Annotated in this window: 25 protein-coding genes; 15 read left to right on the top strand and 10 right to left on the bottom strand. The window is 59.2% G+C overall.

Features of this window, described 5'->3' with window-relative positions; translation table 11 throughout:
• Positions 1 to 144: 144 nt before the first annotated feature.
• Positions 145 to 1,419: a glucose-1-phosphate adenylyltransferase gene (gene glgC / locus BN1135_RS19250; protein ID WP_042023956.1), complete on the top strand. Its 1,275-nt coding sequence runs from the start codon at positions 145 to 147 to the stop codon at positions 1,417 to 1,419.
• A gap of 96 nt (positions 1,420 to 1,515) precedes the next feature.
• Here glgC and BN1135_RS19245 read toward each other — a convergent pair whose 3' ends face one another.
• Both BN1135_RS19245 and BN1135_RS19240 read right to left on the bottom strand, forming a co-directional pair.
• Positions 1,516 to 3,513 carry a hypothetical protein gene (locus BN1135_RS19245; protein ID WP_042023955.1) on the bottom strand — a complete coding sequence of 666 codons (1,998 nt, stop codon included), beginning with the start codon at positions 3,511 to 3,513 and terminating at the stop codon, positions 1,516 to 1,518.
• Positions 3,514 to 3,708: 195 nt separating this feature from the next.
• Positions 3,709 to 4,260 carry a lipoprotein gene (locus BN1135_RS19240; RefSeq protein WP_042023952.1) on the bottom strand — a complete coding sequence of 184 codons (552 nt, stop codon included), beginning with the start codon at positions 4,258 to 4,260 and terminating at the stop codon, positions 3,709 to 3,711.
• 291 nt (positions 4,261 to 4,551) lie between these two features.
• Here BN1135_RS19240 and BN1135_RS19235 point away from each other — a divergent pair, with 291 nt between their 5' ends.
• Positions 4,552 to 5,271: a hypothetical protein gene (locus BN1135_RS19235; RefSeq protein ID WP_396027180.1), complete on the top strand. Its 720-nt coding sequence runs from the start codon at positions 4,552 to 4,554 to the stop codon at positions 5,269 to 5,271.
• A 16-nt stretch (positions 5,272 to 5,287) separates the two neighbouring features.
• Here the strand turns inward: BN1135_RS19235 and BN1135_RS19230 are convergent, their stop codons facing one another.
• The 3 genes from BN1135_RS19230 to BN1135_RS19220 all read right to left on the bottom strand — a co-directional run bounded on the left by BN1135_RS19230 (position 5,288) and on the right by BN1135_RS19220 (position 8,797).
• Positions 5,288 to 5,749: a DUF2919 domain-containing protein gene (locus tag BN1135_RS19230; protein ID WP_042023947.1), complete on the bottom strand. Its 462-nt coding sequence runs from the start codon at positions 5,747 to 5,749 to the stop codon at positions 5,288 to 5,290.
• 148 nt (positions 5,750 to 5,897) lie between these two features.
• Positions 5,898 to 6,845 carry a magnesium/cobalt transporter CorA gene (gene corA, locus BN1135_RS19225; protein WP_042023944.1) on the bottom strand — a complete coding sequence of 316 codons (948 nt, stop codon included), beginning with the start codon at positions 6,843 to 6,845 and terminating at the stop codon, positions 5,898 to 5,900.
• 308 nt (positions 6,846 to 7,153) lie between these two features.
• Positions 7,154 to 8,797: an electron transfer flavoprotein-ubiquinone oxidoreductase gene (locus BN1135_RS19220; RefSeq protein ID WP_042023941.1), complete on the bottom strand. Its 1,644-nt coding sequence runs from the start codon at positions 8,795 to 8,797 to the stop codon at positions 7,154 to 7,156.
• A 169-nt stretch (positions 8,798 to 8,966) separates the two neighbouring features.
• Between BN1135_RS19220 and BN1135_RS19215 the strand changes: the two genes are divergently transcribed.
• The 6 genes from BN1135_RS19215 to BN1135_RS19190 all read left to right on the top strand — a co-directional run bounded on the left by BN1135_RS19215 (position 8,967) and on the right by BN1135_RS19190 (position 15,310).
• Entirely contained in the window at positions 8,967 to 9,719 is a 753-nt protein-coding gene (locus BN1135_RS19215; RefSeq protein ID WP_042023937.1) for an electron transfer flavoprotein subunit beta/FixA family protein, read from the top strand.
• Positions 9,716 to 10,642, top strand: coding sequence for an electron transfer flavoprotein subunit alpha/FixB family protein (locus tag BN1135_RS19210; RefSeq protein ID WP_042023933.1), 927 nt, complete (start codon positions 9,716 to 9,718; stop codon positions 10,640 to 10,642). Before BN1135_RS19215 ends, BN1135_RS19210 begins: the two co-directional genes overlap by 4 nt.
• 225 nt (positions 10,643 to 10,867) lie before the next feature.
• Positions 10,868 to 11,956 carry a 3-phosphoserine/phosphohydroxythreonine transaminase gene (serC, locus tag BN1135_RS19205; RefSeq protein ID WP_042023929.1) on the top strand — a complete coding sequence of 363 codons (1,089 nt, stop codon included), beginning with the start codon at positions 10,868 to 10,870 and terminating at the stop codon, positions 11,954 to 11,956.
• 224 nt (positions 11,957 to 12,180) lie between these two features.
• Entirely contained in the window at positions 12,181 to 13,464 is a 1,284-nt protein-coding gene (gene aroA, locus BN1135_RS19200; RefSeq protein WP_042023927.1) for a 3-phosphoshikimate 1-carboxyvinyltransferase, read from the top strand.
• Between the two features lie 220 nt (positions 13,465 to 13,684).
• On the top strand, positions 13,685 to 14,740 hold the full coding sequence (gene aroG / locus BN1135_RS19195; protein ID WP_042023924.1) for a 3-deoxy-7-phosphoheptulonate synthase AroG: 1,056 nt from the start codon (positions 13,685 to 13,687) through the stop codon (positions 14,738 to 14,740).
• 96 nt (positions 14,741 to 14,836) lie between these two features.
• Positions 14,837 to 15,310: a DUF4442 domain-containing protein gene (locus BN1135_RS19190; protein ID WP_042023922.1), complete on the top strand. Its 474-nt coding sequence runs from the start codon at positions 14,837 to 14,839 to the stop codon at positions 15,308 to 15,310.
• A 34-nt stretch (positions 15,311 to 15,344) separates the two neighbouring features.
• On the opposite strand, the gene ybcJ is transcribed toward BN1135_RS19190, so the two are convergent.
• Positions 15,345 to 15,578 carry a ribosome-associated protein YbcJ gene (ybcJ, locus tag BN1135_RS19185; RefSeq protein WP_042023921.1) on the bottom strand — a complete coding sequence of 78 codons (234 nt, stop codon included), beginning with the start codon at positions 15,576 to 15,578 and terminating at the stop codon, positions 15,345 to 15,347.
• 262 nt (positions 15,579 to 15,840) lie between these two features.
• On the opposite strand from ybcJ, the gene BN1135_RS19180 reads away from it, so the two are divergent.
• The 3 genes from BN1135_RS19180 to pdxY all read left to right on the top strand — a co-directional run bounded on the left by BN1135_RS19180 (position 15,841) and on the right by pdxY (position 18,319).
• A complete protein-coding gene (locus BN1135_RS19180; RefSeq protein ID WP_042023918.1) occupies positions 15,841 to 16,419 on the top strand; it encodes a VC2662 family protein in 579 nt (192 codons plus the stop codon).
• An 83-nt stretch (positions 16,420 to 16,502) separates the two neighbouring features.
• Complete coding sequence (locus tag BN1135_RS19175; protein WP_042023917.1) at positions 16,503 to 17,255, top strand: DUF429 domain-containing protein; 753 nt, start codon at positions 16,503 to 16,505, stop codon at positions 17,253 to 17,255.
• Between the two features lie 200 nt (positions 17,256 to 17,455).
• On the top strand, positions 17,456 to 18,319 hold the full coding sequence (pdxY, locus tag BN1135_RS19170; RefSeq protein ID WP_042023915.1) for a pyridoxal kinase PdxY: 864 nt from the start codon (positions 17,456 to 17,458) through the stop codon (positions 18,317 to 18,319).
• A gap of 74 nt (positions 18,320 to 18,393) precedes the next feature.
• On the opposite strand, the gene BN1135_RS19165 is transcribed toward pdxY, so the two are convergent.
• On the bottom strand, positions 18,394 to 18,786 hold the full coding sequence (locus tag BN1135_RS19165; protein WP_042023914.1) for an NUDIX hydrolase: 393 nt from the start codon (positions 18,784 to 18,786) through the stop codon (positions 18,394 to 18,396).
• Positions 18,787 to 19,124: 338 nt separating this feature from the next.
• On the opposite strand from BN1135_RS19165, the gene BN1135_RS19160 reads away from it, so the two are divergent.
• Positions 19,125 to 19,970, top strand: coding sequence for a DUF5718 family protein (locus BN1135_RS19160; RefSeq protein ID WP_042024079.1), 846 nt, complete (start codon positions 19,125 to 19,127; stop codon positions 19,968 to 19,970).
• A gap of 57 nt (positions 19,971 to 20,027) precedes the next feature.
• Positions 20,028 to 20,468 (top strand): acetyltransferase, encoded by a 441-nt coding sequence (locus BN1135_RS19155; RefSeq protein ID WP_042023912.1) that lies wholly within the window; start codon positions 20,028 to 20,030, stop codon positions 20,466 to 20,468.
• Between the two features lie 77 nt (positions 20,469 to 20,545).
• Here BN1135_RS19155 and BN1135_RS19150 read toward each other — a convergent pair whose 3' ends face one another.
• The 3 genes from BN1135_RS19150 to BN1135_RS22270 all read right to left on the bottom strand — a co-directional run bounded on the left by BN1135_RS19150 (position 20,546) and on the right by BN1135_RS22270 (position 22,625).
• Positions 20,546 to 20,866, bottom strand: coding sequence for a DUF4377 domain-containing protein (locus BN1135_RS19150; RefSeq protein WP_042023910.1), 321 nt, complete (start codon positions 20,864 to 20,866; stop codon positions 20,546 to 20,548).
• A 94-nt stretch (positions 20,867 to 20,960) separates the two neighbouring features.
• Entirely contained in the window at positions 20,961 to 22,247 is a 1,287-nt protein-coding gene (locus BN1135_RS19145; protein ID WP_042023908.1) for a citrate synthase, read from the bottom strand.
• 177 nt (positions 22,248 to 22,424) lie between these two features.
• Positions 22,425 to 22,625: a hypothetical protein gene (locus BN1135_RS22270; protein ID WP_139244989.1), complete on the bottom strand. Its 201-nt coding sequence runs from the start codon at positions 22,623 to 22,625 to the stop codon at positions 22,425 to 22,427.
• A 64-nt stretch (positions 22,626 to 22,689) separates the two neighbouring features.
• On the opposite strand from BN1135_RS22270, the gene sdhC reads away from it, so the two are divergent.
• Together sdhC and sdhD are read left to right on the top strand one after the other, a co-directional pair.
• The gene (sdhC, locus tag BN1135_RS19140) at positions 22,690 to 23,067 is read left to right on the top strand and encodes a succinate dehydrogenase cytochrome b556 subunit (protein WP_042023905.1); all 378 of its coding nucleotides are present in this window, start codon (positions 22,690 to 22,692) and stop codon (positions 23,065 to 23,067) included.
• On the top strand, positions 23,061 to 23,405 hold the full coding sequence (gene sdhD, locus BN1135_RS19135; RefSeq protein ID WP_005333558.1) for a succinate dehydrogenase, hydrophobic membrane anchor protein: 345 nt from the start codon (positions 23,061 to 23,063) through the stop codon (positions 23,403 to 23,405). Before sdhC ends, sdhD begins: the two co-directional genes overlap by 7 nt.
• Position 23,406: the final 1 nt, after the last annotated feature.

The following is a 23,406-nucleotide window of genomic DNA, read 5'->3' as shown; positions in this document are numbered from 1 at the left end:
GCTTGCAGATCAAATCATGCTATTCCTCGCAACTCGGTTAAAAGGGTCAATTGAGATCGGTTAAATGTGAGTGAAACCACTTTCAGCATCATCTAAACCAGCGAAGATAGGTTGAAAATAGATCAAACAGGGCAGAGGTAAATCATGTTGCTAGAGCCAGAAAATAGTGCCAAAGCACGACAATTGTTAAATCAGAGTATGGCACTGGTGCTGGCGGGTGGACGTGGCAGTCGCTTGCAGCAGTTGACCGCTAACCGTGCTAAGCCTGCCGTCCATTTCGGTGGCCAATTCCGGATCATTGATTTTGTGCTATCCAACTGTATCAACTCGGGGATCCGCCGGGTGGGTGTAGTGACACAATACAAATCTCACAGCCTGCTGCGTCACCTGCAATCGGGCTGGTCCTTCTTGCGTTATCAGATGAACGAGTTCATCGATTTGCTGCCTGCCCAGCAAAGAGTGGACGAAGTGCACTGGTATCGCGGTACCGCCGATGCCATTTATCAGAACGTCGATATCATTCGTGACTACGGCCCCAAATACATAGTGGTGCTGGCGGGGGATCACATCTACAAGATGGACTACGCCGCCATGCTGCTCGACCATGTGCGCCTTGGCGCCAAGGTGACGGTGGCCTGTATCGAGGTGCCACGGGCCGAGGCGTCAGCCTTCGGGGTCATGGACATTGATGAGCAGCGCAAGATCCGCGCCTTTGTAGAGAAACCGGCCAATCCGCCCGCCATGCCGGGTCGGGATGATCGCTCCCTCGCCTCCATGGGGATCTATATCTTCGAGGCCGAGTATCTCTATCAACTGCTGGAAGAAGACATTCTCAATCAGGACTCCAAACACGACTTCGGGATGGACTTGATCCCCCGTATCGTTGAGGAAGGCAAGGCCTATGCCCATCCCTTCAATATGTCTTGTGTGGGTGCCCGTGAGGGGCAAGCGCCTTACTGGCGTGATGTAGGGACCCTGGATTCATTCTGGGAGGCGAACATGGATCTCGCCTCTGTGGTGCCCGAACTCGATATCTATGATGAAAACTGGCCTATCTGGACCAGCCAGACCCTGACGCCACCGGCCAAGTTTGTGCAGGACCGCAACGGTCAGCACGGCATGACCATCAACTCGATGTTTGCTGGCGGCGCCATCGTCAGTGGCTCCTTCGTGCTCAATTCGGTGATCTTTACCAATGTGCGGGTCCACTCTTTTTGTACCCTGGATCAGGCGATCATTTTCCCGGGGGTTGAAGTGGGGGCTGGTTGCCGTCTGCGTCGGGTGGTGGTGGATAAGGGATGTGTGTTGCCCGATGGGTTGGTTGTGGGCGAGAATGCCGATGAGGATATCCGCCGCTTCTACCGCTCCGAGCAGGGGATCGTGCTGGTGACCAAGGAGATGCTGGACAAGCTGGTTTAGCCGGGTTGTGAAAAAAGTACCTTGAAACTGTGTCAGACGCTGTAATGCAAAGGGAGCCAAATTGGCTCCCTTTTACATGTGGGTGAATGGCGATGATTATTCGCTGACCACCGCTTTGGCGGCCATCACCATGGCGGTGCCGTGTTTGCCACCAGCGGCAGTCACTTGCGGTACCCCATCTTCATCGGTGTCGCTGCCGGCACCTTCGATGATGTTCTCGCCGGAGTCACCGATCCACTCGGCCATCTGCATGCCACCGTTGACGGTGCCACGGAACCAGCTGACATACTGGCCGGTCAGCTTGGCCAGCTCCAGCTCGGGCGCCAGCTCGGCCCCTTCGTTGCGCAGGTTCAGCATGGCAGAGCGCAGGGCGCCGGAGATGGCAGCCTGGGTCCAGGGGGTGTATGCATCCTGTTTACCAGCCAGCCAGGTACCTGCTTTGGCATTGAAGTAGGCCTTGTCGGCGGCGATGAACAACTCGCGGGCGGCGGTGCGGTATTTGGCATCGGAGGTGGCGAGGAACGCGGCGGTCAGGCCACGGATGGCCGCGAACTGCGCATCGATGGAGTGGCCTGCATCGAGCTTGCCACCCAGCGTGATGCCGTCATGCACCAGACCATTTTTGCCCTTGAGATTGGCAAGGATGAAATCGGCCTGTTTACGGATCAGCTCGAGCGCCTGCTGACCCTGCTTGGTCTTGAGGTTCAGCTCGCCATTGTCACCGGCGGCGTAACCGACCGGCAGCGCATCCTGAGCGCGCTGGAAGATCTGCAGGGCGACCAGGGCGTAAGCGGCGTCAAAGGTGGTGACGTGCTTGCCCTGTTTGCCCGCTTGCCAGCTATCGACCAGGGTGCCGGTCTTGGCATCAAAGTGCAGGGCGGCCAGGTTCTTGAAGGTGAGGTTGGAGAGATTGATCGCCAGCGAGAAGGCATCGCTGCCCGCGACGGCCTTGCCCAAGTCATTGGCCTGGTTGGCAGCCGGTGCGGCGGCAAACGGTGCGCCGTCAAACACGGCGTGGAAGGCCGGGTTCTGGTTGGTATTGGCGCTGCGCTGATCGCTGAAGGCATAGAACTCGGAGAGCGGCCACAGCATCATCCAGGCATCGCGCAGCTGGGCGGAGCCATCCACCACCTCCAGCTTGCCGATGGCACCGGCATCGTTGTTGCTGGTTTCGGTCACTTTCACCTGATGGGGGAAGTAGACAACGCCCTTGGCCGGATCGTACTGCGGGGTGATCTTGGTCCCCAGTTGTTTGCCATCGAAGCCGAGCTGGTTCTGCATGATGGCCAGCTTGTCGATGGATTGTTCAGTCAGCATCATGCCGTTGAAGCCGTCAGCGGCAGAGACGCCCAGCTTGTGCTTGCCATCCTGATCCATGGTGGTGGAGGCCGCTTCTACCTCTTCATCAGTTTCGGCCACGTGCATGCCACCGAGGAAGTCTTGCGACCACATCACCTCTTTGAGCAGGATGCCGCCCACGGCTGCGGGCACCAGCAGGTTGTCACTGCCGCTCCAGCGCAGGGTGCTGTAGTCACGGAAGTAGGCGGGCACCTGGGTCTTGACGGTTTTTTCGGTACCTTTGGCGGTCTTGATGGTGATCTGGTCGCCATTGACCGGGGTGGCGTTGACCGCCTGGGCCAACTCCGGATTGGCGGAGGCGTAAGGCAGGGAGAGGGGATACATGCCCTGCGGCACTTCATCAGCCGGGAAGCCAACTGCGTCAGCCATGGCCATCACCCGTTTGCCGAGATCGGCCATGGTGCCGCCACGGGCCAGGTTTTGCGGCCCGTTCACCAGATGCGGGCCCATGCCGGATTGGTAGTTGAGGGCGTACATCGCCTCTTCGGAGTATTCGTAGGATTCGATGCCAGCGGCGAAGTCGAACAGGGTCGGCTCATCGGCACGGTTGGCATCCAGCACATCCAGATCCAGCCCCAGCGCTTCGGCCAGCGGCTCACCGGAGAGCTCGAATTCGGTATAGGCCAGCATGTTGGCGGCGGTATTGAATGTTTTGTCTTCGACCTTGACGGCAGCGTGTGCGGCGCCGCTGATCAGTGCGCAGGCGATCGCCTGAACCAGTACGGTTTTTCTCATGTCCCTTCTCACCATTGGTTTTATTATTGACGCTTCTCATGACGAATCTAAATGAGAATGGTCTGCATTATGCTGTGTTGGAGGGGACTTGAGAAGTAAAAAACCGCCCTGATCGGCAGCACGTTAAACCGGATGTGCGCTGTCGAAGAGGACGGTTATCTGTTTATTGCGATGAAAGTGCCAGTGCGGCGGGGATCAGAGCACCTTGAACGGGATCACCAGACGGCCCGGCTCTACCTTGAGGGCTTCGACCTTATCCTTGATCCTGGCTTCGTTCTTGCGGCTGCTGTCGAGGCGGTAGACCGGGGTCTGCGACAGGAACAGGGAGAGCGACTGATTGAAGGTGGGCAGCAGCGGGGTGAGGGCGGCCCCGATATCGGCAGGCTCGGTCTTGACCGAGACCAGCTCAAGGTCGCGCAAGTAGATGGCGCCCTGATCGGCCACATAGTCCGGGCGGGCACTCAGGATAAAGCGGATCTTCATCTGCTGGCTGCCAAGGGGGCTGCTCACCTGCAGGTCGCCAGCGGCATCCAGTTCGATGCGATCCGGTTGCTTGCGGCCGATACGGCTCTGCATCTCGTCCAGACGGATCTTGCTCGACATGATGCCGGGGATCCCCAGCTGTTTTTCAAAAGAGACCTGATCTTTGAGGTACTGGTTGATTTCGGCCTCGCTGACGTTGTACTGGGTCAGTGAGCAGGCCCCCAGCAGCAGGGCGAGGGGGAGTAACAGCAGCTGTTTCAACATGATGGATTCCGCTTGGGCAAATATGATGGCGCTATCTTACGCGATAATGGGCGTGGATTGAGAGCCTCATACCGTGGGAAAGCACGGGGTTGCTGCATTCCCGGTTGTTTTTTGGCAACCGTCGGGTTCATCATCGACGGGTGAACAGAGTAGGGCAGGCCGTTGGCTGCTGGCGTGGGTCTACGCCTGAGCAGAGAGAGAACAGAGAACGAGAAGAGCACAGAGAGCGAGGAGAGCGCAATGGTTCGGATGAGCAAGGTTGGCCGCAGGGTGCTGCTGTGGCTTGGCTGCATGATGGGGCTCTGGAGCCCGTTGCTGTGGGCCGAGGTGAAAGTGATTCCGGTCTTCGAGGCTCAGGCGGCGGTGCAGACCCTCAAGGAGATCTATCCCCAGCTTGGGGTGAGTGCCATGGGCAATCAGCTGGTGCTGAGCGGAACGCCAGCCCAGCTGCAGGAGGCCGAAGCCACGTTGGCGCAGATCAACCAGCCGCCGCAAAGCCTGCTTATCGAGTGGCGGGTCGATGGTGCCGCCAGCGGTCAGCAACTGGGGGGCTCAATCAGTCGCGACAAGGCCAAACGGCAGTGGCTGCTCGATGGCAATGCCGAGCAGTATCAGCTCAGCCAGAACGACAGCTGGCAGGTGCGTGGGCTTTCGGGTCGTCCCGTGCTGCTGCAGATGGGCTCCTATCAGCCGGTGACCTTCTATCAGTGGAACGGGGGCGCCGTGGTGGGGATGATGCCGCTGATCAACGGCCTCTATGCCACGGCCACCTTGATTGGCGATCGGGTGCAGATTGCGCTGAGCAGCGAGCAGGCGAGGCTGGAGCAGGGCACCATCAGCACGGGACAGAGTGCCACCGAAGTGAGCGGGGCCCCGGGCCAGTGGCTGACGGTAGGGGAACTTTCGACCAGCTCAGCGGATCAGGGGAGCCGCCTTGGTACCCAGCTACAGGGAGGGCGAGGCAGTCAGAGCGAGCGCCAGACCCTGCAGATCCGGGTTACTCGCCAATAGATGTCAGCCCCGTCCGTCAGTGGGGCTGGTCTGCGGCATATTCCCGCAGCTGGCGACTGCGCAGCAGATACCAGAGGGCCCAGAGGCTGGCGACCAGCACCAGCGCGGTGGGCCAGCTGAACGACCATTTTTGCAGATTGAGGCTATGCAGTTGCATCAGCAGGCCGCTGACGGCAGAGCAGAGTAGCAGCAGCGGGCTGTGGCGCCTGAGTCTGGCGCGGATGCTTTGGGTCTGCTGATAGGTCCCCCCGCAGGCGAGCAGCGCCAGCATGGCGGGCACGTCGGTCAGCAGACTGATGTAGAGGGTGATCTTGTCCGGATAGAAGAGGGTCAGGATCTCGCTACCGCTCTCGCGGGTGACCCCAGCCATCAGAAACAGCCAGACCGAGCGGGTCAGCAGCAGGGCGATGGGCCAGAACCAGAGGGGCGGGCGTAACTGGCCGTGATCGTCATATCGGTGTTCGGGGTAGAGGGTCATGGTTGCCCGTTATCCACGTGAATGGAGTGATAGAGGGGATATGGGGCGACGAAGAGCCCTTTGCAAGGCGTTGGGAGCTGCGTGAATTAATCGGGGGGCCATGCCCCCCAATCTGTTTCTGCAGATATCGCAGCGTGCGTCAGCGGCCTTATAGCCAGCCTTTGCGCTTGAAGAAGAGGCCGGTGCCAAGCGATGACATCACCATCAGCACCAGCGACATGGGATAACCATACTCCCAGGCGAGCTCCGGCATCCGGCCGAAGTTCATGCCGTAGATACTGGCGATCAGGGTCGGCGGCAGGAAGATCACCGCAGCAACCGAGAAGATCTTGATCACCTTGTTCTGCTCCAGATTGGTGACCCCCATGGAGGCCTCCAGCTGGAAGTTGATCTTGTCGAACAGGAACTGGGTGTGAGGCAACAGCGATTCCACGTCGTGCAGCATCTCGTCAATCCACTTGTTCTGCTCCAGGCTCATGCGCTGGCGCAGGCTGCGTTTGAGGAAACGCAGGGCACGGCGGGTATCGTGCAGGGAGAGACGGATCTGGCCGTTGGCCTCTTCCTGCGCCATCAGCTCCTTGAGCATTGAATTGATTTGATCAGGCTCGAAGATTTGATCCGCGGTGTTTTCCAGGGTCTTGTAACCATCTTCGATCAGGTCAGAGAGGTACTCTACCTTGAGGTTTTGCACCTCGAGCAACACATCGAGGGCATCTTCCACCTCCAGCCGATCCTGGCGCATATAGTGGCGTAGCAGGCGCACCAGCCCGATATCATCTTCACGAATACTGATCAGCAGGTTGTTGCGCAGGGTAAAGGATACGTGGACACCCTTGGTGTCACGGCCGATCCGCTGGGGAAACAGAGAGTGAATGTGCAGACCATCGGTATCCCAGTAAAAACGGGCAGATGCTTCGATGTCGTCAAGCTCTTCCTTGTCGGGAACCTCTTCCAGAAACAGGCCCGTCAACCATTCTCGCTCTGCCGTGTCTGGTTTGTAGGCATCCAGCCAGATCGTGTTGTCAGGCACTATGTCGTCAGGCCCGAGCGTGACTATGTCCAGCACCTTGTTATTGAGAATGTAGGCGGTGATCATCTGTCCCCCCTTAAAAAGTCATGGGTCATCAGGGATGGTTGCACAGGTCATGCGGCCTAGATCGCACAGAAAGCGATCCCGTGGATAAGCAAAACGGGCCGATGGAAAACCTGAATGCGGCGAACTATACAGGGGCGGGCCGCGCTTGTCAGGGCCAATTCATAGGGGGTCTGGCGTGTTTGTTTAAAAAATCAGCGAGGTCGGATCAGCTGAGCGGCCGTGCGGGGTCGAGCCCGCACCAAGCAGGGGGGGATGGATATCAGGAACAGGGTTTTGATGTCACCACATCTTGGTATCGCTGTAGTTCATCACATATTGGGATAGTTGGGCCCGGATCCACCCTGTGGTGGTGTCCATACGATGTTTTGACTGGGATCTTTAATGTCACAGGTCTTGCAGTGAATGCAGTTGGCGGCATTGATCTGCAGTTTGGCCGCATCTTCCGTTTCCAGTACTTCAAACACCCCGGCCGGGCAGTAGCGTTGGGCGGGTTCGGCCCAGGTGGGCAGATTGACCTCGACCGGAATGCGCTCGTCCTGCAGCTTGAGGTGGCAAGGCTGATCCTCGTCGTGACTGGTGTTGGCCAGATACACAGACGAGAGCTTGTCAAAGCTCAGTCTGCCATCGGGTTTGGGATAATGGATGGGCTCGCAGCGGCTGGCCACGCGCAGCTGACGGTAGTCGTGAGCCTTATCGAGCAGCTTGAAGGGCGAGTTTGTGCCAAACAGCCGTTGCTCCAGCCAGTTGAAGGCACCGCCCAACCAGGGACCATAGTTGTGAAGAGCCGCGCCAAAGTTGCGCGCCGCCTTGAGCTCGCGGGCCAGCCAGCTCTGTTGCAGCTCGTCACCATACTGGGCCAGATCCCGTCCCCCCTCATCGCCCCCCCGCAGTGCCATCGCGACGGTTTTTGCCGCCAGCATCCCAGATTTCATGGCGGTGTGGATCCCCTTGATGCGGGAAAAATCCAGTGTGCCCGCATCACAACCGATCAGCAGGCCGCCCGGGAAGTGCATGCGGGGCAGGGCGTGCCAGCCCCCTTTGGTGATGGCGCGAGCACCGTAGCTGATGCGCTCTCCCCCTTGCAGCAGGTCGGCGATGAGCGGGTGATGCTTGAGGCGCTGGAATTCGTCGAACGGGCTGAGCCAGGGATTCTGGTAGTTGAGATCGACAATCAGCCCGACCGCGACCTGATCCCCTTCCATTTGATAGAGATAGAAACCACCGTGGCTATCGTCGCCGCCCTGCTTGCCAAGGGGCCAGCCACTGCCGTGCAGCACCTGTCCTGCTTTCCCCCGACCTGCTGGCAGTTGCCACAGCTCCTTGAAGCCGATGGCATAGTGCTGGGGCTGGGCAGGATTTGCCAGATTGAAGTCGGCGATCAGCTGCTTGCCGAGATGGCCGCGAGCCCCTTCGGCAAAGAGGGTGTAGCGGCCGAGCAGCGCCATGCCGGGCACATGATCCGCTTTCGGGTTGCCTGCCCGATCCAGCCCCAGATCGCCGGTGATAACCCCCTTGACCCGGCCCGCTTCCATGATAAGTTCGCTGGCGGTAAACCCCGGGTATATTTCGACTCCCAGTTTTTCCGCCTGCTGGCCGAGCCAGCGGCAAAGGTTGCCGAGGCTGACGATGTGACAGCCCTCATTGTGCATCCGGGGTGGCACCGCCCAGGCGGGCAGTTGCAGGGAGCGTTGCTCGCTTTGCAGCAGATGTACCTGATCGTCGCTGACCGGCACGCCAAGCGGCGCTTGCTGCCAGCAATCCGGCAGCAGCTCTTGCAAGGCGACGGGATCAAACAGGGCGCCGGAGAGCAGGTGGGCGCCAATTTCGGCCCCTTTCTCCAGCAGACAGACAGATAGAGTGGCATCCTGCTGTTTCAGGGCGATGGCTGCAGTGAGCCCCGCCGGACCGCCGCCGACGATGACGACATCAAATTCCATTGCTTCCCGTTCCATCTTGCCTCTGCGCTCTGGTTGGCCTAGGGTAATGCTGGTAGTTTACGTAAACGTAAAGCGGTTGTAAGCAAAACTGAGCAAGAAAAAGCAAAAAATCAGGCAAAGGCGTACTGCAACAAGTGCAGAGGCAATCTAATGAATTCAATCCAAACAGACGAGGCATGACCCCATGAAGCTGCTGGTCGCGATCAAACGGGTAGTCGACTACAACGTCAAGATCCGGGTGAAGGGAGACGGCTCCGACGTGGAGCTCGCCAATGTGAAGATGGGGATCAACCCCTTTTGTGAAATTGCGGTGGAGGAGGGGGTCAGGCTGCGGGAAGCGGGTATTGCCAGCGAGCTGGTGGTGGTGACCTTCGGCCCTGACGCGGCGGCCGAGCAGCTGCGCCATGCGCTGGCACTGGGGGCGGATCGGGCTCGTCATTATGTGACTGACGAGACGCTTACACCGCTCACCGTTGCCCGCGCCTTGCACAAGGTGTGTGAGCAGGAGCTGCCGGATCTGGTGCTGCTCGGCAAACAGTCCATTGATTCGGACAACAATCAGGTGGCCCAGATACTGGCAGCCCTCAATGATTGGCCGCTGGCGACCTGCGCGTCCGTCCTTAAGGTGGCCGCGGGGGAACTGCTGGTGACCCGCGAAATCGACGGCGGGCTGGAGACCCTCGGCATGCCGCTGCCTGCGGTGGTGAGCGCCGATCTGCGTTTGAATGAACCACGTTTTGCCTCGCTGCCCAATATCATGAAGGCCAAGCGCAAGCCGCTGGATAGCGCCCCGTTCTCGACACTCGCCGTTGAGGTGGCCAACCAGACCCGCCTGCTCGGGGTGATGGCGCCGCCAGCCCGCAGCGCCGGGATCAAGGTGGGCTCGGTGGATGAGCTGGTGGACAAACTCAAACACGAAGCGAAGGTGCTGCCATGAGCGTGCTGATCATTGCCGAACATCATCAGGGCCATCTGGCCGACAACGTGGCACAACTGGTCACTGCCGCCGTGTCCATCGGCGGTCAGGTCGATCTGCTGTTGCTGGGGCAGGGGCTGACCGAGGCGGGTGAACATGCGGCTGCCCTTGGCGGTGTCGACAAGGTGTTGCTTGCCGAACATCCCCGCTTGGCCGACGGGCTGCTGGATGGGGTCGACAAGTTGTTGGCCAGCTGGTGTCAGGGGTACAGCCACTGCTTGATGGCGGCGAGTGCCATGGGCAAGGCGCTCTTGCCACAGGTGGCGGCTCGGTTCGGGGTGGAGATGCTCTCCGAGGTGATCGGCATCGAGAGCAGCGACACCTTCCTGCGCCCCATCTATGCGGGCAATGCCATTGCCAGAGTGGCAAGCTCGGCGCCCGTCAAGGTGATGACGGTGCGGGCCACCGCTTTTGCCAAGGCGGCGACGGGCGGGCAGGCTCCCATCGAGCACTTGGCCGTGCCCGAATTCGCTGGCCGTACCCGGCTGGTTGAGCGCTGCGCGGTGCGATCCAGCAGGCCCGAACTGACCGCTGCCCGGGTGGTGGTCTCCGGTGGCCGGGCGCTTGGCTCCAAGGCGCAGTTTGCTTTGATAGAAGCGCTGGCCGACAAGCTGGGCGGCGCGGTAGGGGCATCGCGGGCCGCCGTTGATGCGGGATATGTCGCCAACGATCTGCAAGTAGGGCAGACCGGCAAGGTGGTGGCGCCGGAGCTCTATATCGCGGTCGGTATTTCGGGGGCCATCCAGCATCTGGCGGGGATGAAGGAGTCGAAGGTGATCGTGGCCATCAACAAGGACAGCGAGGCGCCCATCTTTCAGGTGGCGGACTATGGGTTGGTGGGGGATCTCTTCACCCTGCTGCCGGAGCTCACCGCCAAACTGTAAATTTGTCAGAAATGGCTGAGCTGTGGTCGTTTGTGCGCTCTGCCCGCCATTTCTGTGCATGTTCCCTGCAAGCCCTGACCCGTTCAGGGCTTTTTCTACTGCAAGGGGGATGCAGAGTGACGGTAAAAGGTTGAGCCAGCTCCCAAAAAGCCTTTGATCCTGTGGCGGCTCTTGTGTAAAACCTGACAAGTCATCGATTCCTCTCATCCACTCACGGAAAGCGTCATGAGCAAACAGATTTACAACTTCTGCGCCGGCCCCGCCATGCTGCCGGTTGAAGTCATGGAGCGCGCCCAGCGCGAATTTTGTAATTTTCAGGGGCTGGGAGCCTCGGTCATGGAGCTTTCCCATCGCGGCAAGCCCTACATGGCGGTGGCCGAGAAGGCCGAAGCCGATCTGCGCGAGTTGCTGGCGGTGCCGGACAACTACAAGGTACTGTTCATGCACGGTGGTGGTCGCGGTCAGTTCTCCGCCGTGCCCATGAACCTGCTGGGAGGGGCCAACAAGAAGGCGGACTTCCTGCTGACCGGCGTCTGGTCCCAGAGTGCGGTGGATGAAGCCAAAAAGTATGGCGATATCCAGACCTTCCAGGGTGTTGCCAAGAACGAGCAGGGGATCTCTCACCTGCTGCCGACCCCGGCATTTCGCGCCGATGCGGCCTATGTTCACTACTGTCCGAACGAAACCATCGACGGCATCGAGATGTTCGACATCCCGGCCACCGGCGAGGTGCCGCTGGTGGCGGATCTCTCCTCCACTATTCTCTCCCGTCCTATCGACGTGAGCCGCTTTGGCATCATCTATGCCGGTGCCCAGAAGAATATCGGGCCGTCCGGGCTTGCCATCGCCATCGTGCGCGATGATCTGCTGGATCAGGCGAGAGCCGATGTCCCCTCGATTTTTGACTACAAGCTCACTGCCAAGAACGACTCCATGTTCAACACGCCGCCCACCTACGCCTGGTATCTGGCCGGTCTGGTGTTCGAGTGGCTGAAAGAACAGGGTGGCCTCGAGGCGATGGAAGCGCGCAACAAGGAGAAGGCCGACTTCCTGTACGACTATCTCGATCAGTCGAGCTTCTACGGCAATCAGGTGGATGTCAGCTGCCGTTCGCGGATGAACATCCCGTTCCAGCTGAAAAATGCCGAGCTGGACAAGCAGTTCCTGACGGAATCGGAAGCGGCCGGCCTGCTGGCCCTCAAAGGGCACCGCATCGTCGGTGGCATGCGCGCCAGCATCTACAATGCCATGCCGCTGGAGGGGGTAAAAGCGCTGGTGAGCTTTATGGATGGCTTTGCCAAGCGTCACGGTTGAGAAACCACCCACATGCTTGCTGACGGCCTCTTGTGACAACTCGAGAGCCGCTTCCAGCTTTTTGCTGTGACTCAAGACGCCGGGGAGACCCCGGCGTCTTTTTTTCAACAGAACCAGCGCGCTGGCGTTCGCCGTGCGATTTCCCCTGAAAGTGCCCTTGCCGAGCGGGACGCAGGCTGTTAACGTCCGGACAGGCGTTTATTTTGAGATAGCACAGGAAGTCTATGAATTCGTTGCGTTTGGAACCCATCTCTCGTGTGGCCGGGGAGGTCAATCTGCCCGGCTCCAAAAGTGTCTCTAACCGTGCGCTGCTGCTGGCGGCGCTGGCCCGTGGCACCACCCGTCTGACCAACCTGCTCGACAGCGATGACATTCGTCATATGCTGGCTGCGCTGACCCAGCTTGGGGTCAAGTACAAGCTCTCCGCCGACAAGACCGAGTGCACCGTGCACGGTCTGGGTCGCAGCTTTGCGGTGAAAGAGCCGGTCAATCTGTTCCTCGGCAACGCCGGTACCGCCATGCGTCCGCTGTGCGCCGCACTGTGCCTCGGCTCCGGTGAATATACCCTGGGTGGCGAGCCGCGCATGGAAGAGCGTCCCATCGGCCATCTGGTGGATGCCCTGCGTGAAGCGGGTGCCCATATCCAGTACCTGAAAAAAGATGGCTATCCGCCACTGGTAGTGGACGCCAAGGGGCTGTGGGGCGGCGATGTGCACGTCGATGGCTCTGTCTCCAGCCAGTTCCTGACCGCGTTTTTGATGGCGGCGCCGATGGCGGCCGGTGATACCCGGATCCACATCAAGGGGGAGCTGGTCTCCAAGCCCTACATCGACATTACCCTGCACATCATGAAGCAGTTCGGGGTGGTCATCGAGCACGACAACTACAAGCTGTTCTACATCAAGGGCAACCAGACCTACATCAGCCCGGGTGACTTTCTGGTGGAAGGGGATGCCTCCAGCGCCTCCTACTTCCTCGCGGCAGGCGCCATCAAGGGCAAGGTGCGGGTGACCGGTATCGGCAAGCACAGCATTCAGGGTGATATCCACTTCGCCGACGTGCTGGAGAAGATGGGCGCGCGCATCACCTGGGGCGATGATTTCATCGAGGCGGAACAGGCGCCGCTGCACGGGGTGGATATGGACATGAACCATATTCCCGATGCGGCCATGACCATCGCCGTTGCCGCGCTGTTTGCCGAGGGGCCGACCTCCATTCGCAATATCTACAACTGGCGGGTGAAAGAGACCGATCGTCTGCACGCCATGGCGACCGAGCTGCGCAAGCTGGGTGTTGAGGTAGATGAGGGGCGGGACTTCATTACCGTGACCCCGCCGACCCAGCTCAAGCACGCCGAGATCGATACCTACAACGATCACCGTATCGCCATGTGCTTCTCGCTGGTGGCGCTGTCGGATACCCCGGTCACCATCAATGATCCCAAGTGCACCTCGAAGACCTTCCCGGATTACTTCGACAAGCTGGCCAGTATCAGCCAGCGTGGCTGATTACTGACAAATCCGTCACCAACTACTCTTCGGGCCCGCGCTGAGCGGGCCTTTTTGCCTTCCTCACCCGCATCGCCATTTCGCCTAGCATCATTTCAATAACTTGCAAGATTTCCTCGCAAAATAGTTCTGTGATTGCTGTAATTTCCTATTTACACATGCCCTGTCGCGGGCTATGTTGAGATTTCTTAATCGCAGTCATCTAGCAGGAAGCCTTGTCATGCAGCATCAAACCGACGACGTTCGTATCAGTGAAATCAAAGAGTTATTACCCCCGGTTGCGGTGCTTGAGAAGTTTCCGGCTACCGAGACCGCATCAAATACGGTCTTTGAATCCCGTCAGGCCATCCATCGGATCCTGACCGGTGAAGATGAGCGTCTGCTGGTGGTTATTGGCCCTTGCTCCATCCACGATCCGGTGGCCGCGCTGGAATATGGCAAGCGCCTCAAGGCATTGCGCGACGAGCTGAAAGGTCAGCTGGAGATCGTGATGCGGGTCTACTTCGAAAAACCGCGCACCACTGTTGGCTGGAAGGGGCTGATCAACGATCCATACCTCGACAACAGCTGCAACATCAACGACGGTCTGCGTATTGGTCGCAAGCTGTTGCTGGATCTCAACGACATGGGGCTGCCGACCGCCTCCGAGTTCCTCGACATGATCACCCCGCAATATGTGGCGGATCTGATGAGCTGGGGCGCTATCGGTGCCCGTACCACCGAATCCCAGGTTCACCGCGAGCTGGCCTCCGGTCTCTCTTGTCCAGTGGGGTTCAAGAACGGCACTGACGGCACCATCAAGGTCGCCATCGATGCCATCGGGGCTGCCAGTGCGCCGCACCACTTCCTCTCGGTTACCAAATATGGTCACTCTGCCATCGTGGCGACCCGCGGCAACCCGGATTGTCACATCATCCTGCGCGGTGGCCGTGAGCCGAACTACAGCGCCGCCCATGTCAGCGAGGTGGTGAAGGGGCTGGAGAAGGCCGGTCTGCCACAAAAGGTGATGATCGATTTTAGCCACGCCAACAGCAGCAAGCAGTTCAAGAACCAGATGGTAGTGGCTGAAGACGTAGCCGGTCAGCTGCGTGCTGGTAGCAAGGCGGTGTTTGGCGTGATGGTGGAGAGCCATCTGGTGGAAGGCCGTCAGGATCTGGTGGAAGGGTGTGAACTCACCGTCGGCCAGAGCATCACCGATGCCTGCATCGGCTGGGCCGACACCGAAGTGCTGCTGCGCAATTTGGCGGATGGTGTCGCCACCCGCAATGCCGTTTAACTGAGTCACAGGCTTCCAGCGCCATCGGAAGCCTTGTAGAACAGCTGCCATGCTGGCAACATGCTGTTTACACAAACTCATCGGATCAGTTCGCATATGGATTTGCAACGCTTCAAAGCCAATCTGGCGCTTCGGCTGTTTGCCTGGCGCTACATTCCCGTCATCGGATTTTGCGCTCCCGTTATCGAACAGATGAGCGCCAAAGCGCTGCGCATTCGCATTCCCCTTGGCTGGCGTACCCGCAACCATTTGGGCAGCATGTATTTCGGGGCGCTGGCCACCGGCGCCGATCTGGTGGGCGGCCTGCTGGTGATGGAGAAGGGGCGGCAGCGGCGCAAGAAGGTGCACTTCGCCTTCAAGGATGTGCAGGGGGAATTTCTGAAGCGTCCGGAAGGGGATGTACAGTTTGACTGCGCAGCGGGGGAGGAGATCGATGCCATGATCGACGAGTCGCTGGCGACCGGTCAGCGCATCAACCGCCCCATCCAGGTGGTGGCCACCTGTCCGTCATTGAACGGGGATGAGGCGATGGCGCGCTTTGTACTGACCTTGTCGATCAAGGCCAGCTAGCGAGTTATCAGAGGCAGACCCCTGACTCGGGGCGTTAGCCAATCTCCGGGCTGATGCCCTCTTTGACGACTACTTTCATGCCGTTGAAGTTGACGACTTGCTCCGCCACGATTTTGCAGCGTTTGCGGGTTTCGATCTGGCCGTCTACTTCTACCAGACCTTCGGCGATCAGCGCCTTGGATGCGCCACCACAGTCGGCCCAACCCTGATGTTTGATAAGGTCACACAAGGCAACGAAGGGGTGGCCTTCGAGCAAAAACGTCTCCATGGAAAATCCTCTAGATGGATGAATGCCGATTACAGCAGGGCGGCTATTTTAGGCAGTTAAGTGAGGCAATGAAAGGAAAGGCCGGTATGTCAGGCGAAAAAGTGCCAGATAGTGCTATTCCGTGTGCCAATCCGCCAAAAATCGCGGGATACCGCCGCTGGCGGCCGTGACGTATCGTGACGCACCTCGTCCCCGCTGGTGTGCCCACACTCTCCCCTGACTGTTAGGATCGGGTCACTCTCAATGGCCCAAGGAACTTCCCATGACACTTTCACGACAGCAACTGGCACGCCTGCTACTGGCGTGCAGCGCCCTTACCCTGTGCGGTGTCGCGCAGGCCAGTACACCGGTGCAGATTTCGCTGCCCGGGGTCAATTTGCCCGCCTCCCATCAGGTAGAGGGGGCACGCGCCTCGCTGCTCTATGGCCGCACCGGTCAGGTGAAGGGGATCGATCTGCCGATCTTCGCGCTGTCTGATGTGGATCAGTTCAGCGGTCTGCAGCTCGGGGTCTTCCTCGGTGCTGGGCGGGTGCGCCACCAGTTTAGCGGGGTGGCCATCAATGCCATCAACTGGCACGAAGGGCAGGATACCGGCGTCAATCTGGGGCTGGTCAACCTGACCAACAACGTGCATGGCCTCAACTGGGGTGCGGTCAACATCGCCAAGGGCAACGCGCTGGCCAACGTTGGTCTGGTCAACTATGCCGAGCGCACCACCTTCCAGATTGGCTTTATCAATGCCACCCAGCATCTCGATGGGTTGCAGATCGGGCTCGCCAACTACGCCGCCAACGGCGTTTTCCCCATTTTGCCGCTGGTGAACTTCCAGAAATCGTTCTGACAAGGCGGTTCGCTTTGCGTTAAGGGCGTCTGCTGATTACCCTGTGCCCCTTGCAACGTGTGACAGGCAAAATGAGGTAATTGATGACGGCAGGGCAGATGAGTGCAATCGGGATCGGCTGGGATGTGCGTGGTTGGCAGGGCAGCGCCCAGGCGGTGGCCGTGGTGGGCTGGCAGGCCGGTTCAAACAGCCTGCACTGGCTCGGGGTGTCGCCGCTGTTTCGCCTGAGCTCGCGGGTGGCGCCGGATCTGGCGGCCCTGCTGCGTCCGGCCCTGCAAAATGAGGCCACATTGGCGCAGGTCGAGGCCTGTCCGCAACTGGCGCTCGGTATCGACGCACCGCTCGCCTTTCCCCGCGCCTTGCGTGATCTGCTCAATGGCCAGCCACACAGTTGCGCCGCCCCCGAGCGGGAGATAGACAACCCCTACGCCTATCGCGACTGCGAACGCTGGCTTTATCAGCAGTACGGCAAGAAGCCCCTCTCGGCCACTTTCGACCGGCTCGGCAACAACGCCACCCTGGCGCTCTCCATGCTGCCGCAGCTCTCTGATCTGCAACTGGTGCCCAAGGTGCAGGCGCAGGCCAGCCGCGCCGTGCTGGAGGTCTATCCGGCACTGGCCAAAGTCGGCGGCAAGGCATCCCCAGCACGGCCCGAGCTGGCAGCCTTGCTGCCCGATGATCTGGTGGTTGGCACCGATCGCTACGATGCGGCGCTCTGCGCCCTGATGGCGCTGCAATATGCCGCTGGTGGCAAGATGGCTGCGTTGCCCGCACTGGTGCAACCGCCAAGTGACATGCCTCGTGACGAGGGGTGGGTCTATCACTTTGCCCGCTAGTATGGTGTTAAGCACAACGGGATATAACGGACGGGGGCACGGCGCATCATGGCGCCGCTCACTGTTCCGAACTTGGCTAAATGGCGCAAAAACCTGTCTTTAGTCAGGAAATTGCCTGTTCATCCCGCGCCAAGGTGGCGCATCGTTATCTTCATCCGATATATTGCCCACCTTGCTGATCCTTTGCTGTGGTATTCCCGATGAAATCCGTTCTCTCTATTCAGTCCCACGTGGTCTTTGGCTGTGCCGGTAACAGTGCGGCCGTCTTCCCCATGCGCCGCCTTGGTATGGATGTATGGCCCATCAACACGGTGCAGTTTTCCAACCATACCCAATATGCCCAGGGGTGGCAGGGGATGGCGATGCCAGCTGGCCATATCAGCGCGTTGGTTGAGGGATTGGGCAATATCGAGGTGCTCGGTGGCTGTGACGCCGTGCTGAGCGGATACCTTGGCTCCGCCGAGCAGGGGGACGAGATCCTGACCGTGGTCAAGGCCGTCAAGGCCGCCAACCCCGATGCCATCTATTTTTGTGACCCCGTGATGGGCCATCCGGAGAAGGGATGTATCGTTGCCCCCGGCGTCACCCGATTCCTGACCGAGCAGGCATTGCCGGTAGCCGACATGATGGCCCCCAACCTGCTGGAGCTGGAGACCCTCTGCGATACCCATCTGGCGGATCTGGCCCAGACCCGCACCGCCGCCCATCAGCTGCTGGCCCGCGGCGTCAAGCTGGTGCTGGTCAAACATCTCGGCCGTGCGGCGCAGGACTCCAGCCGCTTCGAGATGCTGCTGGCGACCCCGCAAGGGGATTACCTGATTGCCCGTCCGCTCTACGACTTTGCCCGCCAGCCGGTGGGGGTTGGCGATCTCATCAGCGCCCTGATGCTGGCCAATTTGCTGGCTGGCCACGATGCGGTCAGCGCATTCGAGCGCACCAACGCCTCGGTGGATGCGGTGCTGCAAGAGACCTGGCGCCAGCAGGCTTACGAGCTGCAGCTGATCGCCGCGCAAGACGCCTTTGCTTTGCCGGAGGTTCAGGCGCGGGCGGTGAAACTGCCCTGATGTAGGTAGCTTCGAATGTAAAGAGGTGAGCCATTGGCTCACCTCTTTTGTTTGCGCCGCTCCCGTTTGTGGGGTTAGCGGATCAGCCCCTGCTCAACCAGCCAGGCAAACAGCAGGCGGGAGACGGGGGAGAGTTCATCGAGATGAGTGCTGTCGAGCCAGCGCAGCTCGGCGATCTCGGCTGAGGCGACCGGGGTGCCGCTGGCTTCGCCGGTGTAGCAGCGCAGTCGCACCTCGACCCCTGCCGGTTTGCCATCGGCCTGGGCGCTGAATTCGCAGGCAAAGCGCAGGGTATCGGGTTGCAGAGTGACGGTTAGCTCCTCCTCAATTTCGCGGATAAGGGCCGCCTCATCGCTCTCGCCCGGTTCGCGCTTGCCGCCGGGGATGTAATAGATATCCTTGCCGTGGGAGCGGGCACAGAGCAGTTGCTGATCTTTAAAAGTGAGCCAGGCGAGTTTGTCGATCATCCGTTTTCTCTCCAATGGTGTTGCCGTGATGAGCCGTAGCGCAGTCAAGCGCGCCGCGGTTTTGCATGCTGGCAGCCTAACAAAGATGAAGTTGAGTCCCAAGGGGAAAGAGGGGAGAGGCCGGAAACGCACTGTTTCCAGCGCGGTGACCGTGCTGGTGAAATGGTGCGCAAGCGTTGTCTCGCCACAGGCGCCTCGTTCCTAAAAAAGCGGACTGGCGCACACCACAGCAGGCCCGGACTGGGCGAAGGTGGGGGCCTTGTGGTTTAATCTTGCCACTTTAGCGGTAGTGGGCGATGGGCCTGCTACCTGACGTGGGCAAGATGCAGGTGAGCAAGATGCAGATAGCAGCAGAGAGCAAGTTTATCGGACTCGGGGTAGCGGGCAATTTCGCCGGTCATCTGGAGCAGGCAGGCGAAGCGTCAGACTTCGTGGCGGTGGTGGTGCGTGATACCACGGCGCCCAAGGCACTGTTCCCCTTCTTCGTGCCGGGCCACCCGGGCCAGCTTGGGGTGTTCCCCTTAAGCGACAAGGCAGTGTTCCTGCCGGAAGCTGCGGTCAGTGGTGACGAGAAGGTGCAGATTGAGCCGGAAGTTGCCCTCTGGTGCGAGCTGGAGTATGCAGACAAGCAGGTGGTGGCGATCCATCCCCGTGCCTTTGGTGCCTACAACGACTGCTCCATCCGCCGTCCCAACGCCAAGAAGATCAGCGAGAAGAAGAACTGGGGCGAAGAGAGCAAGGGGCTGGCGGCCAAGCTGCTGCCACTTTCCGGTTTCGCCGCCGGTTGCGAACTCGATGACTATCGCATCGCCTGCTATCTGGAGCGGGACGGTGAGCTGCACGCCTACGGGGTAGACAGCGCCGCCATCGATTACAGCTACTTCCACGGTCAGCTGCTCGACTGGGCCATCGACAAGTTCAACCATCAACAGGAGGAAGGTCCGGCGGAGCACATTCAGGGGCTGCTGGCGCAGGCGGGACACCCTCCCCATGCGCTGATCAGTATCGGTGCCACCCGTTATACCCCGTTTGGCGAGACCCACTTCCTCAAACCGGGCGACACGGCCTGCGTGGTGGTCTACCCGGGCAGCCGTTATAGCGAAGTGGATATCTGCGAGGCGATCCGCACCCGCAGCTTTGGCGCCGATGTGTCGGTGCTGCTGCAGGCGGTGCAGGCTCGCTAATCACCTTTGCCAGCGGGGAGGTGTCTCTTCCCGCTGGTTATCATATCGAGTCATTTAATGAAGATTGTTCCTGTATCCCGAGCCGATTATCCGGCGCTGATCAAGCTGTGGGAGGCCTCGGTGCGGGCAACCCACCACTTCCTGCCACAGGCCGAGATCCTGGCCCTCAAACCCCTTATTCTCGAACACTACTTCGATGCGGTGACACTGCACTGTGCCCGCACAGAAGAGGGGAGCATTGCTGGCTTTAGCGGATTGCACGAGGGCAAGCTGGAGATGCTGTTTGTGGCCCCCGAGGCGCGTGGCGGCGGTGTGGGTCGTCTGCTGGTGGAACATGCCATCGATCAGGGTGGCGTGACGCAGGTTGACGTCAACGAGCAGAACGAACAGGCGGTGGGCTTCTATCTGAAGATGGGGTTCACCGTGACCGGGCGCTCACCGCTGGATGGTCAGGGCAAGCCCTATCCGCTGCTGCATATGGCGCTGGCGACGAGCTAGTCGCTCCTGATGAGGCGTTGCACCCATAAACGAACGGGGGATGGCGTCTGCCATCCCCCGTTTTTTGATCCCGCCTGTTACTTGCTGGCGACCTTGCTCACCACCTTGATCAGCTGATAGCGCAGGGACGAGGCGTCGGCCGGTACATCGGTGAGCTGCTCCTTGCTGACGCTGAGCTGGTACTGGTAGCCCGGCTCGAACTGGAAGCCTTCAATATCCTGGTAGAACAGCGTCCAGGGCTGCTGCTCATCGCTGCGCACCTGCATGCACTGCATCGGGCCAACCCCGACGCAATCGACCAGCTGGCTGTTGATATAGAGGGTCTCCCCCTGTGACGGTGCGGGTGCGCTCTGGCAGGCGGTCAGCAGCAAGGCGGCGCTGATAAACAGTGGTTTCATGATGGACTCCTTCAACGCGAAAGGGGGCATTAGAGCGGCAAACAAAAAGGCGGTCAATGACCGCCTTTGTAACAAATTATGTTGATTCAGCCTGTTAGCGCTGCTCGAGCGGAACGAATTCCCGCTGTGGCTGGCCGATATAGAGCTGACGGGGACGACCGATCTTCTGATCCGGATCCGAGTGCATTTCGTTCCAGTGGGCAATCCAGCCGATGGTACGAGAGATGGCGAAGATCACGGTGAACATACTCATCGGGATACCGATCGCCTTCATGATGATGCCGGAGTAGAAGTCCACGTTAGGGTAGAGCTTCTTCTCGACGAAGTAGGGGTCGGACAGCGCAATGCGCTCCAGCTCCATGGCGACATCCAGCAGTGGATCCTTGATCTGCAATTCGGTCAGCACTTCGTGACAGGTTTGACGCATCACCTGGGCACGGGGGTCATGGTTCTTGTAGACCCGGTGACCGAAGCCCATCAGACGGAACGGATCGTTCTTGTCTTTGGCCTTGGCGATGAACTCGGGAATTCGCTCCACCGAGCCGATCTCTTCCAGCATCCGCAGGCAGGCTTCGTTGGCACCGCCGTGAGCCGGACCCCACAGGGAGGCGATCCCCGCAGCGATACAGGCGAACGGGTTGGCACCGGAGGAGCCAGCCAGACGGACAGTGGAGGTGGAGGCATTCTGCTCGTGATCGGCATGGAGGGTAAAAATACGATCCATGGCCCGTTCGACGGTGGGGTTGACCTTGTACTCTTCGGTCGGCACGCCAAACATCATGTGCAGGAAGTTGCCCGCATAGGAGAGGGCGTTACGTGGCTGCATAAACGGCTGGCCGATGGAGTACTTGTAACACATGGCGGCCAGGGTCGGCATCTTGGAGAGCAGACGGAAGGCGCAGATCTCGCGGTGCTGCTCGTTGTTGATATCGAGGGCATCGTGGTAGAAGGCGGAGAGGGCGCTGACGACACCACACATGATGGCCATGGGATGGGAGTCACGACGAAAACCGCGGAAGAAGAAGGCGATCTGCTCGTGCACCATGGTGTGACGGGTCACCAGTCGGTGGAACTCGGCATATTGCGCCTTGGTCGGTGCTTCGCCATAGAGCAGGATGTAGCAAACTTCGAGGTAGCTCGATTGCATCGCCAGTTGGGCGATGGGGAAACCACGGTGCAGCAAGACACCTTGATCGCCGTCGATGTAGGTAATAGCGGATTTGCAAGAACCGGTGGCCATAAAACCGGGATCGAAGGTGAAATACCCTTGGGCGCCCAATTTTCTGACATCGATGACATCCGGTCCGATCGTACCAGAGAGGATAGGCAGTTCGACCGGATCTTTTCCGGGTAGGTGTAGGGTGGCTATTTTATCAGCCATAGCACGTCTCCTTTGCTCTTTATAATTTGGTTCCAGTCCTACTCTATTACGACTTTCATGACGCTGGCAAAGGTTGTTACCCATACCGAGGCGGCTGGAGCGCCTTATTTGAAACAGAGTTCCTTATCAATGTCAATTTTGCTGGGACCCCATTAATGACATTAATGAAATGTTAAATTAAATATGCGATCCAGTTTGCGGTTTTGTGTTTTCTTTGTAGCTGTTTGATTGTCTTCGGTTAAAGCCGCCGATATACTGCGCCACGTGGGTCATGGCTGTGGGCGTTTGAAACGCGTTGGCAAAGCCTGATGTGAAACCGAAAACTGGATTTTTGGCTTTTTCAGCGTGTTTTGGTAACAAATAACCAACAATCACCATCCCGTGCCCTCAAGTGTGAGTTAAAACAATAACTAACGTGCTCAATGGAGCTGAGTGGGCAAGCGTGAAAAACAAACAGAGACCGGTCAACCTCGACCTACAGACGATCAGCTTTCCTGTCACTGCCATTGCATCCATCTTGCACCGTGTTTCAGGGGTTATCACCTTTGTCGCACTGGGCATCTTGCTGTGGATGCTTGGTACTTCACTCGCCTCTCCCGAAGGGTTTGCCACCGTAGTTGCCATCATGGACAACTTGCTGGTCAAACTCGTGCTGTGGGGGATCCTGACTGCGCTGGCATACCACATTGTGGGCGGCTTGCGTCATCTGGTCATGGATATGGGCTATTGGGAAGAGCTGGAATCCGGTAATCAGAGTGCCCGTGTGGCCTTTATGATCACCGCGATCCTGGCGGTATTGGCGGGAGTGCTTGTATGGTAACCAATTCTGCAACCTTCGGGCGCAGCGGCGTTCACGATTACATCCTGATCCGCGCCACCGCCCTCATCATGACCTGTTACGTGCTCTATCTGGTGGGATTTGTCGCGTTTAACGACATCACCTACGAGGTGTGGGCAGGCTTCTTCGCCAAAACATTCACCAAAGTATTCACCCTGTTGACCCTGCTCTGCGTACTGATCCACGCCTGGATTGGTCTGTGGCAGGTGCTGACTGACTATATCAAGCCGGTAGGGCTGCGTGGGGCGCTGCAATTTGCCCTGGTCGTGGTGCTGTTTGTCTATCTGATGACGGGTTTCGTCGTGCTGTGGGGTGTGTAAG

Source organism: Aeromonas sobria (genome assembly GCF_000820145.1).
In the GTDB taxonomy this organism is placed as follows: domain Bacteria; phylum Pseudomonadota; class Gammaproteobacteria; order Enterobacterales; family Aeromonadaceae; genus Aeromonas; species Aeromonas sobria.
The sequence above is the reverse complement of the archived record's forward strand: the minus strand, read 5'-3'. Positions and strand labels throughout refer to the sequence as shown.

Bases quoted from the DNA above. Each gene is read 5' to 3' on its own strand.
- glgC (WP_042023956.1), top strand. From the start codon at position 145: ATGTTGCTAGAGCCAGAAAATAGTGCCAAAGCACGACAATTGTTAAAT.
- BN1135_RS19245 (WP_042023955.1), bottom strand. From the start codon at position 3,513: ATGAGAAAAACCGTACTGGTTCAGGCGATCGCCTGCGCACTGATCAGC.
- BN1135_RS19240 (WP_042023952.1), bottom strand. From the start codon at position 4,260: ATGTTGAAACAGCTGCTGTTACTCCCCCTCGCCCTGCTGCTGGGGGCC.
- BN1135_RS19235 (WP_396027180.1), top strand. From the start codon at position 4,552: ATGATGGGGCTCTGGAGCCCGTTGCTGTGGGCCGAGGTGAAAGTGATT.
- BN1135_RS19230 (WP_042023947.1), bottom strand. From the start codon at position 5,749: ATGACCCTCTACCCCGAACACCGATATGACGATCACGGCCAGTTACGC.
- corA (WP_042023944.1), bottom strand. From the start codon at position 6,845: ATGATCACCGCCTACATTCTCAATAACAAGGTGCTGGACATAGTCACG.
- BN1135_RS19220 (WP_042023941.1), bottom strand. From the start codon at position 8,797: ATGGAACGGGAAGCAATGGAATTTGATGTCGTCATCGTCGGCGGCGGT.
- BN1135_RS19215 (WP_042023937.1), top strand. From the start codon at position 8,967: ATGAAGCTGCTGGTCGCGATCAAACGGGTAGTCGACTACAACGTCAAG.
- BN1135_RS19210 (WP_042023933.1), top strand. From the start codon at position 9,716: ATGAGCGTGCTGATCATTGCCGAACATCATCAGGGCCATCTGGCCGAC.
- serC (WP_042023929.1), top strand. From the start codon at position 10,868: ATGAGCAAACAGATTTACAACTTCTGCGCCGGCCCCGCCATGCTGCCG.
- aroA (WP_042023927.1), top strand. From the start codon at position 12,181: ATGAATTCGTTGCGTTTGGAACCCATCTCTCGTGTGGCCGGGGAGGTC.
- aroG (WP_042023924.1), top strand. From the start codon at position 13,685: ATGCAGCATCAAACCGACGACGTTCGTATCAGTGAAATCAAAGAGTTA.
- BN1135_RS19190 (WP_042023922.1), top strand. From the start codon at position 14,837: ATGGATTTGCAACGCTTCAAAGCCAATCTGGCGCTTCGGCTGTTTGCC.
- ybcJ (WP_042023921.1), bottom strand. From the start codon at position 15,578: ATGGAGACGTTTTTGCTCGAAGGCCACCCCTTCGTTGCCTTGTGTGAC.
- BN1135_RS19180 (WP_042023918.1), top strand. From the start codon at position 15,841: ATGACACTTTCACGACAGCAACTGGCACGCCTGCTACTGGCGTGCAGC.
- BN1135_RS19175 (WP_042023917.1), top strand. From the start codon at position 16,503: ATGACGGCAGGGCAGATGAGTGCAATCGGGATCGGCTGGGATGTGCGT.
- pdxY (WP_042023915.1), top strand. From the start codon at position 17,456: ATGAAATCCGTTCTCTCTATTCAGTCCCACGTGGTCTTTGGCTGTGCC.
- BN1135_RS19165 (WP_042023914.1), bottom strand. From the start codon at position 18,786: ATGATCGACAAACTCGCCTGGCTCACTTTTAAAGATCAGCAACTGCTC.
- BN1135_RS19160 (WP_042024079.1), top strand. From the start codon at position 19,125: ATGCAGATAGCAGCAGAGAGCAAGTTTATCGGACTCGGGGTAGCGGGC.
- BN1135_RS19155 (WP_042023912.1), top strand. From the start codon at position 20,028: ATGAAGATTGTTCCTGTATCCCGAGCCGATTATCCGGCGCTGATCAAG.
- BN1135_RS19150 (WP_042023910.1), bottom strand. From the start codon at position 20,866: ATGAAACCACTGTTTATCAGCGCCGCCTTGCTGCTGACCGCCTGCCAG.
- BN1135_RS19145 (WP_042023908.1), bottom strand. From the start codon at position 22,247: ATGGCTGATAAAATAGCCACCCTACACCTACCCGGAAAAGATCCGGTC.
- BN1135_RS22270 (WP_139244989.1), bottom strand. From the start codon at position 22,625: ATGGTGATTGTTGGTTATTTGTTACCAAAACACGCTGAAAAAGCCAAA.
- sdhD (WP_005333558.1), top strand. From the start codon at position 23,061: ATGGTAACCAATTCTGCAACCTTCGGGCGCAGCGGCGTTCACGATTAC.